The sequence below is a fragment of the Aurantimonas sp. HBX-1 genome, from assembly GCF_021391535.1.
Lineage (GTDB): Bacteria > Pseudomonadota > Alphaproteobacteria > Rhizobiales > Rhizobiaceae > Aurantimonas.
Genome location: NZ_CP090066.1, coordinates 2,167,793 through 2,180,830 on the forward strand (window position 1 = coordinate 2,167,793; position 13,038 = coordinate 2,180,830).

Sequence of the window (13,038 nt, forward strand, 5' to 3'; positions counted from 1 at the left end):
GCCGTCCCGGTTGCGAAGGCGGGTGACGCGCCGAGAACAATGCGTCTCCGGAGCGTCGCCGAACCACCCTGCCCGCGTCGCTTTCGGCACCGTCGATGTCGCTCGGACGGTATGGGATGCCGGTGCCTTGCCCTAAGCTCCGGCGAGACAGTCCGGGGCGATGCGTCGTGCAGCCGGCCCATTCGAGGAACAGCCGTCATGGCGGACGACGACATCATCCTGGCCGAACTCTCCGACGAGGACCTCGTCGCGCAGATGAAGGACGACCTCTACGACGGGATGAAGGAGGAGATCGAGGAAGGCACGCGGATCCTCCTGGAGCGCGGCTGGACGCCCTACGATGTCCTGACGCGGTCGCTGGTCGCCGGCATGCAGATCGTCGGCGAGGATTTCCGTGACGGCATTCTGTTCGTGCCGGAAGTGCTGCTGTCGGCCAACGCCATGAAGGCGGGCATGGCGATCCTGCGGCCGCTGCTGGTGGAGACCGGCGCGCCCAAGCAGGGCAAGATGGTGATCGGCACGGTCAAGGGCGACATCCACGACATCGGCAAGAACCTCGTGGGCATGATGATGGAAGGCGCCGGGTTCGAGATCGTCGACCTCGGCATCAATATCGACGTCGACAAGTATCTGGCGGCGATCGAGGAGCACGAGCCGGAACTGCTCGGCATGTCGGCGCTGCTGACGACGACCATGCCCTACATGAAGGTGGTCATCGACACGCTCGTCCAGAAGGGCATGCGGGACAAGGTGATCGTGCTGGTGGGCGGCGCGCCGCTCAACGAGGATTTCGCCAACCAGGTGGGCGCCGACGCCTATTGCCGCGACGCGGCCGTGACGGTGGAGACCGCCCGGAGCCTGATCGAACGACGGCACAACCAGCTGTAAGGCGTCCTGCCCCGCGGCATCGGGCGGGTGCCCGTCCCGGGTCTGCCCGAGGCAGCATACGGGTAAAGAAAAGGCGCGGCGGCCTTGCGGCCCCGCGCCCTTTGGAGGTTCTGGAGTTGCAGGCTTACTGCGCTACGTCGTTGACCGCCGCGCCCGTCGCATCGACGGTGTTGCCGACATCGCGGCCGACGCCGCGGACGGTGTTGGCACAAGCGGAGAGCACCAGGGCTCCTGCCAGGATCGTGGACAGTACTGCGAGGCGGTTGGTCATGATCAACTCTCCGTTGGAACAATGTGACGAAAAAACGTTCTGCCTGCGGACAGGTTCCCCCGCCAGCGGGGTTTTTCGTTCGAGGTGCTTATGACCGTTTCGTTGACGGATGCAACCAGTTCCGAACGCGCGGTCACCGTCATCGCCTGCGGCGCGATCGCCCGCGAGATCGGTGCCGTGCTGGCGGCCAATCGGCTTGCCCATGTCAATCTCGTCTGTCTGCCGGCGATGCTGCACAACGCCCCGCAGAAGATCGTCCCGGCGGTGGAGGCGGCCATCGCGGCCGCCCGGGCCCGCGGCTGCCAGCAGATCTTCATCGCCTATGCCGATTGCGGCACGGGCGGGGGTCTCGACGCGCTCTGCCGGCGCGAGGCGGTGGCGCGAATCCCCGGGCCGCATTGCTACGCCTTCTTCCGCGGCAACGAGCGGTTCGCCGAGGAGGCAGAGGCGCATCTGACCACCTTCTGGCTGACCGATTTCCTGGCCCGGCAGTTCGACGCCTTCGTGACGCGGCCGTTCAAGCTCGATCGCCATCCGGAAATGGTCGGCATGCTGTTCGGCAACTACGAGCGCATCGTCTATCTGGCCCAGACCGACGACCCGGCGCTCGACCGCAAGGGCCAGGCCATCGCCGCCCGCCTCGGCCTCACCTACGAGCGGCGGCTGGTCGGCTACGGCGACCTCACCCCGTCTTTGCTCGAGGCCGCCGGAGCATAGAAGCAAGCCGCCGGACGATCTGCTCCGCCATCGCGGGCCAGCTGGCAACCGCGCCTCGGCCCGGCCATGCGAAAGAGCCGGACGAGTGTGACCGAAGTCACATTGCGGCTGCATTGCCGTTGGCTTAGATCAGAACCGCTTTCCGGGCGACCGGCAGGACGGCGCGGCGTCTCGAGCCATCTCGGAAGTCACGCCTTGATATATACGACGGCAACGCTGACTTAACTGCGATCGGGCATTGTCGTCTCCATGTCAGTAACAGACGGAGCAGCGGGCAAGGGTCCGGCTTCCGGTACGGGACCTTGAATTCGTCAGCCATGTCCTCACCCGAAGCATCCGCTCCCCCATCCGCGCGCGCCCCCACCGCCGCTTTCGCGCGCCTTCGGGAATCGCTCCGGCGCCGCAGGGGCAAGCGCCAGCGCCGCATCTCGGCGATCCTGCGCTCCTACAGCCACCGCGACCGCGAAGTGCCGACGATCGGGGACCTGTCGGAAGCCTTCGACGCCCGCTCCTTCGGCGCCTTCTTCATCGTCTTCGGGGGCGTCAACCTGATTCCGCTGCCGCCCGGCACCTCGCTGGTGTTCGGCGTGCCGCTGCTGCTCTTCACGATCCAGCTGGCGATCGGCCGGCACCGGCTGTGGCTGCCCCAGCGGGTGCGCAACATCCGGCTGAAGCCCGAGACGCTGAGCATGCTGATGGTGCGGCTCGGCCCGTACCTCCGCAAGGTGGAACGGCTGGCGCGCCATCGCTATTGGCCGGAACCCGAATGGGTCGTGCTGTCGGCGATCGGCTGGTTCGCCTTCGTTATGGCCCTGCTGGTGGCGATCCCCTTCCCGCTCACCAACATGTTCCCCGGCGTCTCCATCGCGCTGGCAGGCGTGGCCATCACGGCTCGCGACGGGCTCTGGCTGATCGCCTCGATCGTCGTCGGCGTCGCCTCAGCGCTCTTCCTCGCCGGCATCTACGGCGCCGCCCTCTTCGCTTTCCTGCAGCTCCTGTAGGACCGCTGCCGCGGCATGTCGCAAAGGCATCGCCGCCCGTCGCGTCCGGCACAACGCGCGACGCAGCGCGCGTCCAGAGTGTTCGCCACGGAGGATCCCGATGGCAGAACTGCAGATCGTCTACTGGCGTGACATCCCGGCCCAGGTGATCGTGAGACAGGGCCGCAGGACGGCGCGCCGCGAACTGCCGAAACGCTTCATCGAGGCGGTCGACATGTGCGCGATGCGGGTCGGCGCCAAGGATTCCGACGCCTATCTGGCGGAATGGCGCCGGGCGAGCGCCGAGCGGGAAGCCGAGGATCTCGAGGGCGAGGCGGACCGCGCCGCCGCCGAGATCGACTCCGCCTACGACATGCAGCGACTACGTTCACTCATCGACAATGCGGGGCGCGAGACATGAGCCTGTCCCTTCCGGCGACACGAGACGTCATCCCCGCATCGGTCGAGGTGGCCCCTCGGCAGGCGATGCGATCGAGCGACCTGCCCGGCCTCTTTCCGCCTGGCACGCGCACCTACCTGACCGATGTCGGCGTCGACAGCCTCAGGGATTTCGTCGCCGCCACGTGCCGTCTCGCCGACCTCGGCTACATACCGGTTCCGCACATTCCGGCCCGCCGGATCCGGTCGCGCGCCGAACTCGAGACGCGGATCCGGGCCTATGCCGAGGAAGCCGGCGTCACCGACGTGCTGGTGATCGGTGGCGGCCTCGACCGTCCGGCCGGCCCCTACACGTCGACGATGGAGGTCCTGGAGAGCGGCCTGCTCGACCGTCACGGCATCGGCGAGGTCGGCGTCGCCGGCCATCCGGAGGGCTCGCCCGAATTCTCGCTCGCCACCGCGGAAGCCGCGCTGCGGCTGAAGCAGGACTTCCGCGAGCGTACCGGCGCCCGCATGCGGATCGTCACCCAGTTCGGCTTCGACCCCGACGTCTACGTGGCCTGGGCGATGGCGGTGCGGGAAAGCGGCATCGGACTGCCGATCCATATCGGTGTCGCCGGCCCGGCCTCGATCACCACGCTGATCCGCTATGCCGCGCTATGCGGGGTCGGCAGTTCCGTCACGTTCCTGAAGAAGCGCGGCGGCGCCCTGACGGCGCTGGCGGCGCAGCATTCGCCTGAATCCGTCGTCGGCCCGATCGAACGGCACTGGCGGCAGACACCGGAATCGCCGATCCGGCAGATTCACGTCTTCCCCTTCGGCGGCCTGACGCAGTCGGCGGCGTGGCTGCGCGAGCGCGGCTCGTGGCCGGCCGCGGGCGGCGTCCGCGACCAGGCGCTGGGCTGAAAACGATCACCTGGCCTGCCAATCATCCGGAGCGCCCATGACCCGCACCATCGTCGCTTCCGCCCGCCGCGAGATCGTCATCGGCTTCGACGAGCCGTTCTGCGTCATCGGCGAACGGATCAATCCGACCGGCCGCAAGAAGCTGGCGGCGGAAATGGTCGCCGGCAATTTCGAGACGGTGACCAGCGACGTCCTCGCGCAGGTCGCGGCGGGCGCCACCATGCTCGACGTCAATGCCGGCGTGACGGCCGTCGATCCGAACGTCTCGGAGCCGCCACTGCTGGTCGAGACGATCAGGCTGGTGCAGAGCCTCACCGATCTGCCGATCTCGATCGATTCCTCGGTCTCGCCGGCGATCCGGGCGGCGCTCGAGGTGGCCGAGGGCCGCCCGCTGGTCAACTCGGTGACCGGCGAGATGGAGAAGTTGGAAGCCATCCTGCCGCTGATCAAGAAGTACGACGTGCCGGTGGTGGCGATCTCCAACGACGAGAACGGCATCTCGGAAGATCCGGACGTGCGCTTCGCGGTGGCCCAGCGGATCGTCCGCCATGCGGCCGATTACGGCATCAGGCCCTGCGACATCGTCGTCGACCCGCTGGTGATGCCGATCGGCGCGATGGGCACGGCGGGGCGCCAGGTCTTCGCGCTCGTCCGACGGCTGCGCGAGGAACTCGGCGTCAACACGATCTGCGGCGCCTCGAACATCTCCTTCGGCCTGCCGCATCGCCACGGCATCAACGCCGCCTTCCTGCCGATGGCGATCGCAGCCGGGATGACTTCGGCGATCATGAACCCTTGCCGGCCGCAGGAGATGGAAGCGGTGCGCGCCGCCAACGTGCTGATGGGCAACGACCCGTCCTGCATGAACTGGATCCGCAGCTATCGCGACGCCGTTCCGTCGGCGGTGGCCGTCGCCGCCGCCCCCGCGATGGCCACCGGGCGCCGCCGCGGCGGCCGCGAAGCCCGCCGGCCAACGACGTGAGGATAGACGGGAGGGATCTGGCATGTAGCTCCGCGCGGCGGCCGTCGCTGGGCCGGGCCGTGCGACGACCTGCCCCTTCGCAACTGCGAAATAATCCGTCGACGCCATCGACTATTTCGGCGGCCTTAGCGTTTATGCGAGACAGGTCCACAAGGAATGCTCTCGATGACTCGCCGCCACCCATTTTCCGCGGTATTCGCCCATGCGCCCAAAACGGCTGCGGAAATGACCACGCTGATGGTCATGTCGCCCTTCGTGATCAGCACCCGACTGACGCAGTTCTGGGCATCGGCTGCTTCGCCGCAAGCCAAGGACCGCGCCGAGGTCGCGCAGATGGTGAGCGAGAAGATGCAGGCCGTCGGCGAATCGGTCGTCGCGATGAACCTGGCGGCGGTCGAAGCGATGACCAAGGCGACGCTGGCTGCCGCGACTGGCGCGTATCTCGACACCAATCACGGCGACGCCATCTTCTCGGCCGGCCTCAAGCCCTATTCGCAGCGCGTCCGCGCCAATCGCAAGCGCCTGTCCCGCTGACACCGCCTGCCCCATTGTTTGCGGAACGCCGATGAGCGACGCGGCAGATCCGCTCGTCCTGTTCATGCCCTCGGGGCGGCGCGGACATTTTGCCCGCGGCACCCTGCTGATCGCCGCCGCCCGCTCGCTGGGCGTGCATGTCGAGAGCGTCTGCGGCGGACGCGGCATTTGCGGCCGCTGCCAGGTGGAGGTCGTCGAGGGCGCCTTCGCCAAGCACAAGATCGTCTCGGCCGCCGACCATCTGTCGCCGGTCGCGGCGACGGAAATCCGCTACGCGGAAAAGCGCATCCTGAAGCCCGGGCGGCGTCTGTCCTGCTCCGCCACGATCGAGGGCGACCTCGTCGTCGACCTGCCTTCCGACATGGCGGTCAACACGGCGGTGGTGCGCAAGGCGGTCGATACGCGGGTCTTCCCGCGCGACCCGGCGATCCGCCTGCTCTTCGTCGAGGTGCCGGAGCCCGACATGCATGCCCCGCTGGGCGATCTCGACCGTGTGTTCGCGGCGCTGGAAGCCGACTGGGGCCTTGCCCGCCCGACGGTCGAGCCATCCGTGCTGCCGCTGCTGCAGAAGACGCTGCGCGACGGCTCCTGGCAGGTGACCTGCGCCGTCGCGCACGACCGGGAGGAAGATCGCCCGCATCTGATGGCAGTCTACCCGGGCCTCAAGAACGAGGCGTACGGCATCGCCGTCGACATCGGCTCGACCACCATCGCGCTTTCGCTCTCCTCGCTGCTCTCGGGCGCGACCATCGCGGCGACCGGCGCGCCCAATCCGCAGATCCGCTTCGGCGAGGACCTGATGAGCCGGGTGTCCTACGTCATGATGAACCCCGGCGGCCGGGGCGAGATGACGCGGGCCGTCCGCGAGGCGGTGCAGGCGATGATCGACACCGTCGCCGCCGAGGCTAATGTCTCCACCGGCGACATCATGGACTGCGTCTTCGTCGGCAATCCCGTGATGCATCACCTGTTTCTCGGCATCGACCCGACCGAGCTCGGCCAGGCGCCCTTCGCGCTGGCCCTGTCGGGAGCCCTGGCGCTGCCGGCGGCCAGCCTCGACCTGACGCTGCATCCGGCGGCGAGGGCCTACATGCTGCCCTGCATCGCCGGCCATGTCGGGGCCGACGCCGCCGCGGCAACGCTGTCGGAGGGCCCGCACCGCCAGGACGAGACGATGCTGCTGGTCGATGTCGGCACCAATGCCGAGATCGTGCTGGGCAATCGCGAGCGGCTTCTCGCTGCCTCCTCGCCCACCGGCCCGGCCTTCGAAGGCGCCGAGATCTCCTGCGGCCAGCGCGCCGCCCCGGGCGCGATCGAGCGCGTGCGCATCGACCCGGTCACGCTGGAGCCGCGCTTCAAGGTGATCGGCATCGACATCTGGTCGGACGATCCGGGATTTCCCGAGGCCGCCGCCGCGCTCGGCGTGACCGGCATCTGCGGCTCCGGCATCGTCGAGGTGGTCGCCGAGATGTTCCTCGCCGGCATCGTCACCGAGGATGGCGTCATCGACGGCGGCCTTGCGGCTCGCTCGCCCCGCATCGTGCAGAGCGGGCGGACCTTCGCCTACGTCCTGCACGAGACGGCGCAGCGGACGCTGACCATCCTGCAGACCGACATCCGCGCCATCCAGCTGGCCAAGGCAGCCCTCTACGCCGGAATCAAGCTCCTGATCGACAAGCTAACCGGTCCGGGCCGCACGGTGCGGATCGACCGGATCGCGCTGGCCGGCGCCTTCGGGTCGTTCATCGAGCCGCGCTACGCCATGGTGCTGGGGCTGGTGCCGGACTGCGACCTCGAGCGGTGCAAGGCGGTCGGCAATGCCGCCGGCGCCGGCGCCCGCATGGCGCTGCTCAACCGCGCCTATCGCCGCGAGATCGAGGCGAGGGTCAGCGGCATCGAGAAGATCGAGACGGCGCTGGAACCCGCATTCCAGGAGCATTTCGTCGCGGCCATGGCGTTTCCCAACAAGCACGACGCGTTTCCGTCGCTGGCCCGCGTGCAGGCGCTGCCGAACCGCGACGCGGCCGGCATGCCGCTGCCGGGCCAGGGGATGTCGGCGTCCGGCACGCCGGAGCGGGGCCGGCGCGGCGGGCGGGCCGGCCGGACGGCCTGAGCCGGCGGAATTTGCCGCGGCCGGGCCCGCGATCGCGGCACCCGACCGTTGCGTCTTGGCGCAAACAGGCTTATCGAAACCCATCCCGCTTGACAGAAGGCGAATAACGAGCCGAGCCAGCGCCATTGCTGCGCCGCCGTCGCCACCCATGAGGACCGATGAAGCCGATCGACAGCGATTTCGCCGACCGCCGCAAGACCGCCAACGAGGCCAAGCAGGCACTCCTTGAGAAGGCCAAGGCGCGTCTCAACAGCCCGCAGGCCGAGAAGGCCCGCGAGGAGCGCGCCGCCGTCGTCGCCGCGCGCGAGGAGCGCCAGGCGCAGAAGCGTGCGGAAGACGAGCAGAAGCAGCGCGAGGAAGAGGCCCGCGAGGTCGAGCGCGAGGCCGCTCGCCAGGCCGAGGAAGAAGCCAAGAAGGCCGACCAGAATCGCCTGATCGACCAGATGGTTTCCGACGAGGCCGCCCGGAAGGCCGAGCGCGACGCCAAATATGCCAGCCGCAAGGCCCGCCAGGGCAAGAAATAGTCCCGGCCACCCTCCCCCGGCATTTCGCGCCGGCCATCTTGCGCGACGAAGGCTTTGCCGCCACCTTCCGGTGGCCGGCGGTGCCCGGCCATAGCGGGATGCGGAGCGGAAACGGCGATGGTGAGGACCAACGGGTCCCTGGTGTTGGAGCGTCTGCCTCGACCCGTCGAGCGTGAGGAAACGCCGAAGCGCTCGATCGTCTTCCTGCTGGTGCCGAACTTCTCGATGATCGCCTTCGCGACGGCGATCGAGCCCTTGCGGATCGCCAACCGCATCGTCGGCCGCGAGATCTACCGCTGGCGCCTGGCTTCCCCGGACGGCCGGCCGGTGCCGGCCTCGAACGGCGTCGAGGTCGCAGTCTCCGCCTCCGTCGAGGACGAACGCCGGGCGCTGCCGGGCGAACGCCGGCCGTCGATGGTGTTCGCCTGTTCCGGCATCCTGGTCGAGGACTTCGCCGACCGCAGCACCCTCTCCTACCTTCGCGAAGCGCATCAGCGCGGTGTTTCCGTGGGCGGCCTGTGCACGGCCGCCTGGATCCTCGCGCGGGCCGGGCTGCTCGCCGACCGGCGCTGCGCCATCCACTGGGAAAACCTGCCGGGCTTCGCCGAAGCCTTCCCCCGCGCCGACGTCTATGCCGACCTCTTCGAGATCGACCACAACATCTACACCTGCGCCGGCGGCACCGCCTCGCTCGACATGATGCTGGCGCTGATCGGCCACGACCTCGGCGACGACGTGGTCAACCGGGTCTGCGAACAGGCGCTCACCGACCGCGTGCGCAGCGCCCACGACCGGCAGCGCCTGCCGCTCCGGGCACGGCTCGGCATCCAGCACGGCAAGGTGCTGCGGGTGATCGAGATCATGGAAGCCAATCTCTCCGACCCGCTGTCGCTGGTGGAGATCGCCCGGCATGTCGGGCTCTCGCGCCGGCAGGTCGAACGGCTGTTCGACAAGGAGATGGGGCGCTCGCCGGCGCGCTATTACCTGGAGATCCGGCTCGACCGGGCCCGCCATCTGCTGGTGCAGTCGCAATTGCCGATCGTCGAGATCGCCGTCGCCTGCGGCTTCGTCTCGGCCTCGCATTTCTCCAAATGCTACCGCGAGCTCTACGACCGATCGCCGCAGCAGGAGCGTGCCGCCCGGGCGGCGCTAACCCCGGCCTAGTCCGGCGGCGCCGGCTTCACGGCGCGGCTACTGGTAGCCGTCCATCCAGCGCTGCTGGCGGTCCTGCCACATGCGCTCGCCGATCAGGCAGTCGACGTCCTCGCCGTTTTGCGTCCGGATCACCCGCGCCCCGTCTTCGGCCTCGACGTCCCAGTCGCCGGCGAGCTCCATCACCAGCTTGCGGCGGACCGCTTCCGGAAACTGCGACCAGTCGTTCACCGGGATCATGAAGGCGCCCGGCCCGCCGATGACGCAGGCTTCGTAGTAGAGGTCGAGATCGGGGATCGAGCCCCATGAGGCATAGCTGCCGGAGGTCATCAGCGGCAGGCCGTTGATCGTCACGCCGCGCCCGACCGCGTGGTCGCGGGCGTCGGTCACCGGCCTTCCCTGGTTGTTCGGGCCGTCGCCGGAGATGTCGATCACCCGCCGCAGGCCGTCGAAGCCGTTGCGGTCGAACATCGGGACGGCGAAGTCGATGGCCGCGGCGACGGAGGTGCGCCGCTCGCGCTCGGGTTCCTCCGTCTGCAGCCGGTAGGCAAAGCCGTCGGCCGATTCGCGCGAGTCGATCAGCGTCCAGGGCACCACCACGGACTGCGAGAAACTGCCGGCCCATTCGATGTAGGAGACGGCAACGCGTCCGTTGAGGCCGTTCATGATCGCCTTCTGCACGTCCTCGCTGCGGAAGGCGGCTGCATAACCGGCGCGCTGGATCTCCTGCTCGCCGCGATCCATCGACCAGGAGACGTCGACCGCCAGGACCAGCTCGACATCGACCTTGGTGCCGCTTTCGGCGGCCGGCGCGCGCGTCGCGCCCAAGTCGCCGAGACCGCGTTGCTGGGCGGCGGCAGGCGAGGACGCCGCAATCGTCACGGCGGCGGCGAGGCCAATCGACAGGGCTGCGAGACTGCGGATCCCATGGCGCATTGCAAAAAGGTCTCGCCGAACCGCAAGCCGCGCAATTCACAAACCCGTCACTGAACCGATGGGGCCCGGCGGGCCGGCGATGCCGGCTCGATCCGACGGTGGATAACTGCCCTGAGGCGCGTCAGGCCTTCAGACGCTCGTTGTCCGGATCGAACGGGCTTTCGTCGATCACCGTGGCCGGGTGGAGCCTGCCGAGGATCCTGATCTCCAGCCGCGTGCCCGGCGCCGCATGGGCCGGCTCGAGCATCGCCAGCGCCAGGCTCTTGCCGACCCGCCAGCCGTAGCCGCCATTGGTCGCGCGCCCGACCATGACGCCGCCGGCATAGATCGGCTCCGAGCCGCGAGCATCGGCGTCCGCGACATCGTGGACCTCGAGCGTCGCGAAGCACCAGCGAAGCCCCTCCTCCCGCGCCCGCACCACCGCGTCGCGGCCGAGGAAGTCGCCCTTGTTCGGGTGAACGAACCGCTCGAGTCCCGACTCGAAGGCGTTGTATTCGATGGACAGTTCGCGCGGCAGCTGGCGGTAGGACTTCTCCAGCGCCATGGCGTTCATCGCCCTGATGCCGAACGGCCTGATGCCGAACTCGGCACCGGCGGCCATCAGCGCGTCGTAGAGCGCGTTCTGCATGCCGATCGGGTGGTGCAGCTCCCAGCCGAGCTCGCCGACGAAATTCACCCGCAGTGCATGGGCGCTGGCGATCCCGACAGAGATCGGCTTGCCGGTCAGCCAGGGAAAGGCGGCGTTGGAAAGGTCGCTGCGCGTCAGCTTCGCCAGCACGTCGCGGGCGCGCGGCCCCGCCAGCACCAGCACGCCGAACCGCTCGGTCAGCAGGGTCAGCGAGACCGAGCCGTCGGCGGGCAGGAGCCGGCGCAGATTGTCGTGGTCGATCCGCTCGTAGCCGCCGGCCGACACCAGATAGAAGCGGCCCGGCGCCCATTCGTAGACGGTGAACTCGGCGCGCACGCCGCCGGTCTCGGTCAGCAGATGGCAGAGCGCGATCCGGCCCCGCGTCCTAGGGATGCGGTTGGCGAGGATCGAATCGAGCCAGGCACGGGCGCCGGGGCCGGAGACCTCCATCTTTGCGAAGGCCGTGAGGTCGAGCAGGCCGACGACCTCCGACACCGCCCTCACCTCGTTGCCGACATGTTCGAAATAGTTTGAGCGGCGGAACGACCATTTCTCGCGGATGACGCCGTTCGAGTCCGCCGGCGCGTGGTTCTCGTTGGTCAGCACCTCGGCGCCGAGGTCGAGCTCCTGCCTCGAGACCGAGAGGCCCTCCGGCGCGAACCAGTTGGCGCGCTCCCAGCCGTAGACCGAGCCGAAGACGGCACCGAGCGCCTTCTGACGGTCGTAGGAGGGCGAGGTCTTTAGCGGCCGTCCGGCGGGGCGCTCCTCGTCGGGATAATGCGTGGTGAAGACATTGGCGTAGGCCTCCTCGTTCTTAGCGATGAGGTAGCCTTCGGTGGCGTAGGGGCCGAAGCGCCGCGGGTCGACGCCGACCATGTCGACGGTCGGCTGCCCGTCGACGATCCATTCGGCGAGCTGCCAGCCGGCCCCGCCCGCCGCGGTGATGCCGAAGGAATGGCCCTCGTTCAGCCAGAAGCCGTCGAGGCCGGGCGCCGGGCCGACGATGGGCGAGCCGTCGGGCGTGTAGGCGATGGCGCCGTTATAGACCTTCTTGATGCCGACCTCGCCGAAGGCCGGAACGCGGGCGATCGCCGCCTCGACATGCGGCATCAGCCGGTCGAGGTCCTCCTGGAACAGCTCGTATTCGGAGGCATCGTCCGGCCCATCGATATAGCAGCAGGGCGCGCCCTTCTCGTACGGGCCGAGCAGAAGGCCGCCGTTCTCCTCGCGCATGTACCAGGACGAGTCGCTCTCGCGCAGCACGCCCATCTCCGGCAGGCCCTGGCGCCTGCGCTCGACGATCGCCGGATGCGGCTCGGTGACGATGTACTGGTGTTCCACCGGGATCACCGGCAGGTCGAGCCCGACCATGCGGCCGGTGCGGCGGGCGAAATTGCCGGTCGCCGAGACGACGTGCTGGCAGACGATGGTGCCCTTGTCGGTCGTCACCGACCATTCGCCGGAGGCGAGCTGCCCGATCGCCGTCACGGCCGTGTTCCGGTAGATCTTCGCGCCAAGACCGCGGGCGCCCTTGGCCAGCGCCTGCGTCAGGTCGGCGGGCTGGATGTAGCCATCATCCGGGTGCTGGATCGCACCGAGGATGCCGTCGGTCTCGCAGAGCGGCCAGACCGCCTTCACCGCATCCGGCGTCAGCATGTTGACCTTGACGCCGATCGTCTCGGCGATGCCGGCATAATACTGGAACTCGTCCCAGCGGTCCCTGGTGCGGGCAAGGCGGATGTTGGTGACGTTGGAGAAGCCGACATTCATGCCGGTCTCTTCCTGCAGCTCGCGGTAGAAGCGCACCGAATAGCGGTGCAGCTGCCCGACCGAGTAGCTCATGTTGAACAGCGGCAGCAGCCCGGCGGCATGCCAGGTGGAGCCGGACGTCAGTTCCTTGCGCTCGACGAGGATGCTGTCGCTCCAGCCCTTCTTCGCCAGATGGTAGAGGGTCGATACGCCAACCACCCCGCCCCCGATCACCACCGCCCGCGCGCGCGATTCCATC

13 protein-coding genes are annotated in these 13,038 nt (G+C 68.6%); 10 read left to right on the forward strand and 3 right to left on the reverse strand.

From position 1 onward, the window contains the following. Positions 1 to 198: 198 nt before the first annotated feature. Positions 199 to 888 (forward strand): B12-binding domain-containing protein, encoded by a 690-nt coding sequence (locus tag LXB15_RS10325; RefSeq protein WP_233952984.1) that lies wholly within the window; start codon positions 199 to 201, stop codon positions 886 to 888. 124 nt (positions 889 to 1,012) lie between these two features. Here LXB15_RS10325 and LXB15_RS10330 read toward each other — a convergent pair whose 3' ends face one another. Then, on the reverse strand, positions 1,013 to 1,159 hold the full coding sequence (locus tag LXB15_RS10330) for a hypothetical protein (protein WP_233952985.1): 147 nt from the start codon (positions 1,157 to 1,159) through the stop codon (positions 1,013 to 1,015). Between the two features lie 90 nt (positions 1,160 to 1,249). Here LXB15_RS10330 and LXB15_RS10335 point away from each other — a divergent pair, with 90 nt between their 5' ends. The 9 genes from LXB15_RS10335 (at position 1,250) to LXB15_RS10375 (ending at position 9,478) form a co-directional block, all read left to right on the forward strand. Next, entirely contained in the window at positions 1,250 to 1,876 is a 627-nt protein-coding gene (locus LXB15_RS10335; protein WP_233952986.1) for a DUF1638 domain-containing protein, read from the forward strand. Positions 1,877 to 2,193: 317 nt separating this feature from the next. Further along, complete coding sequence (locus LXB15_RS10340) at positions 2,194 to 2,877, forward strand: exopolysaccharide biosynthesis protein (RefSeq protein ID WP_233952987.1); 684 nt, start codon at positions 2,194 to 2,196, stop codon at positions 2,875 to 2,877. A 100-nt stretch (positions 2,878 to 2,977) separates the two neighbouring features. Then, positions 2,978 to 3,277 carry a virulence factor gene (locus LXB15_RS10345; RefSeq protein ID WP_233952988.1) on the forward strand — a complete coding sequence of 100 codons (300 nt, stop codon included), beginning with the start codon at positions 2,978 to 2,980 and terminating at the stop codon, positions 3,275 to 3,277. Beyond that, entirely contained in the window at positions 3,274 to 4,161 is an 888-nt protein-coding gene (locus LXB15_RS10350; protein WP_233952989.1) for a methylenetetrahydrofolate reductase, read from the forward strand. The genes LXB15_RS10345 and LXB15_RS10350 overlap by 4 nt, the downstream gene beginning before the upstream one ends. A gap of 37 nt (positions 4,162 to 4,198) precedes the next feature. Beyond that, positions 4,199 to 5,143 carry a methyltetrahydrofolate cobalamin methyltransferase gene (locus LXB15_RS10355; RefSeq protein ID WP_233952990.1) on the forward strand — a complete coding sequence of 315 codons (945 nt, stop codon included), beginning with the start codon at positions 4,199 to 4,201 and terminating at the stop codon, positions 5,141 to 5,143. Positions 5,144 to 5,368: 225 nt separating this feature from the next. Further along, entirely contained in the window at positions 5,369 to 5,677 is a 309-nt protein-coding gene (locus LXB15_RS10360) for a hypothetical protein (RefSeq protein WP_233952991.1), read from the forward strand. Positions 5,678 to 5,708: 31 nt separating this feature from the next. Beyond that, positions 5,709 to 7,790, forward strand: a complete 2,082-nt coding sequence (locus tag LXB15_RS10365) for an ASKHA domain-containing protein (RefSeq protein ID WP_233952992.1) — start codon at positions 5,709 to 5,711, stop codon at positions 7,788 to 7,790. Positions 7,791 to 7,948: 158 nt separating this feature from the next. Next, positions 7,949 to 8,314: a DUF6481 family protein gene (locus tag LXB15_RS10370; protein WP_233952993.1), complete on the forward strand. Its 366-nt coding sequence runs from the start codon at positions 7,949 to 7,951 to the stop codon at positions 8,312 to 8,314. Between the two features lie 225 nt (positions 8,315 to 8,539). Further along, a complete protein-coding gene (locus tag LXB15_RS10375; protein ID WP_233953126.1) occupies positions 8,540 to 9,478 on the forward strand; it encodes a GlxA family transcriptional regulator in 939 nt (312 codons plus the stop codon). Positions 9,479 to 9,505: 27 nt separating this feature from the next. On the opposite strand, the gene LXB15_RS10380 is transcribed toward LXB15_RS10375, so the two are convergent. Both LXB15_RS10380 and LXB15_RS10385 read right to left on the reverse strand, forming a co-directional pair. After that, on the reverse strand, positions 9,506 to 10,402 hold the full coding sequence (locus tag LXB15_RS10380; protein WP_233952994.1) for a DUF1194 domain-containing protein: 897 nt from the start codon (positions 10,400 to 10,402) through the stop codon (positions 9,506 to 9,508). Between the two features lie 121 nt (positions 10,403 to 10,523). Next, positions 10,524 to 13,037 (reverse strand): FAD-dependent oxidoreductase, encoded by a 2,514-nt coding sequence (locus LXB15_RS10385; protein ID WP_233952995.1) that lies wholly within the window; start codon positions 13,035 to 13,037, stop codon positions 10,524 to 10,526. Position 13,038 lies beyond the last annotated feature (1 nt).

Bases quoted from the DNA above. Each gene is read 5' to 3' on its own strand.
- LXB15_RS10385 (WP_233952995.1), bottom strand. From the start codon at position 13,037: ATGGAATCGCGCGCGCGGGCGGTGGTGATCGGGGGCGGGGTGGTTGGC.
- LXB15_RS10355 (WP_233952990.1), top strand. From the start codon at position 4,199: ATGACCCGCACCATCGTCGCTTCCGCCCGCCGCGAGATCGTCATCGGC.
- LXB15_RS10335 (WP_233952986.1), top strand. From the start codon at position 1,250: ATGACCGTTTCGTTGACGGATGCAACCAGTTCCGAACGCGCGGTCACC.
- LXB15_RS10360 (WP_233952991.1), top strand. From the start codon at position 5,369: ATGACCACGCTGATGGTCATGTCGCCCTTCGTGATCAGCACCCGACTG.
- LXB15_RS10350 (WP_233952989.1), top strand. From the start codon at position 3,274: ATGAGCCTGTCCCTTCCGGCGACACGAGACGTCATCCCCGCATCGGTC.
- LXB15_RS10340 (WP_233952987.1), top strand. From the start codon at position 2,194: ATGTCCTCACCCGAAGCATCCGCTCCCCCATCCGCGCGCGCCCCCACC.
- LXB15_RS10380 (WP_233952994.1), bottom strand. From the start codon at position 10,402: ATGCGCCATGGGATCCGCAGTCTCGCAGCCCTGTCGATTGGCCTCGCC.
- LXB15_RS10330 (WP_233952985.1), bottom strand. From the start codon at position 1,159: ATGACCAACCGCCTCGCAGTACTGTCCACGATCCTGGCAGGAGCCCTG.
- LXB15_RS10325 (WP_233952984.1), top strand. From the start codon at position 199: ATGGCGGACGACGACATCATCCTGGCCGAACTCTCCGACGAGGACCTC.
- LXB15_RS10365 (WP_233952992.1), top strand. From the start codon at position 5,709: ATGAGCGACGCGGCAGATCCGCTCGTCCTGTTCATGCCCTCGGGGCGG.
- LXB15_RS10375 (WP_233953126.1), top strand. From the start codon at position 8,540: ATGATCGCCTTCGCGACGGCGATCGAGCCCTTGCGGATCGCCAACCGC.
- LXB15_RS10345 (WP_233952988.1), top strand. From the start codon at position 2,978: ATGGCAGAACTGCAGATCGTCTACTGGCGTGACATCCCGGCCCAGGTG.
- LXB15_RS10370 (WP_233952993.1), top strand. From the start codon at position 7,949: ATGAAGCCGATCGACAGCGATTTCGCCGACCGCCGCAAGACCGCCAAC.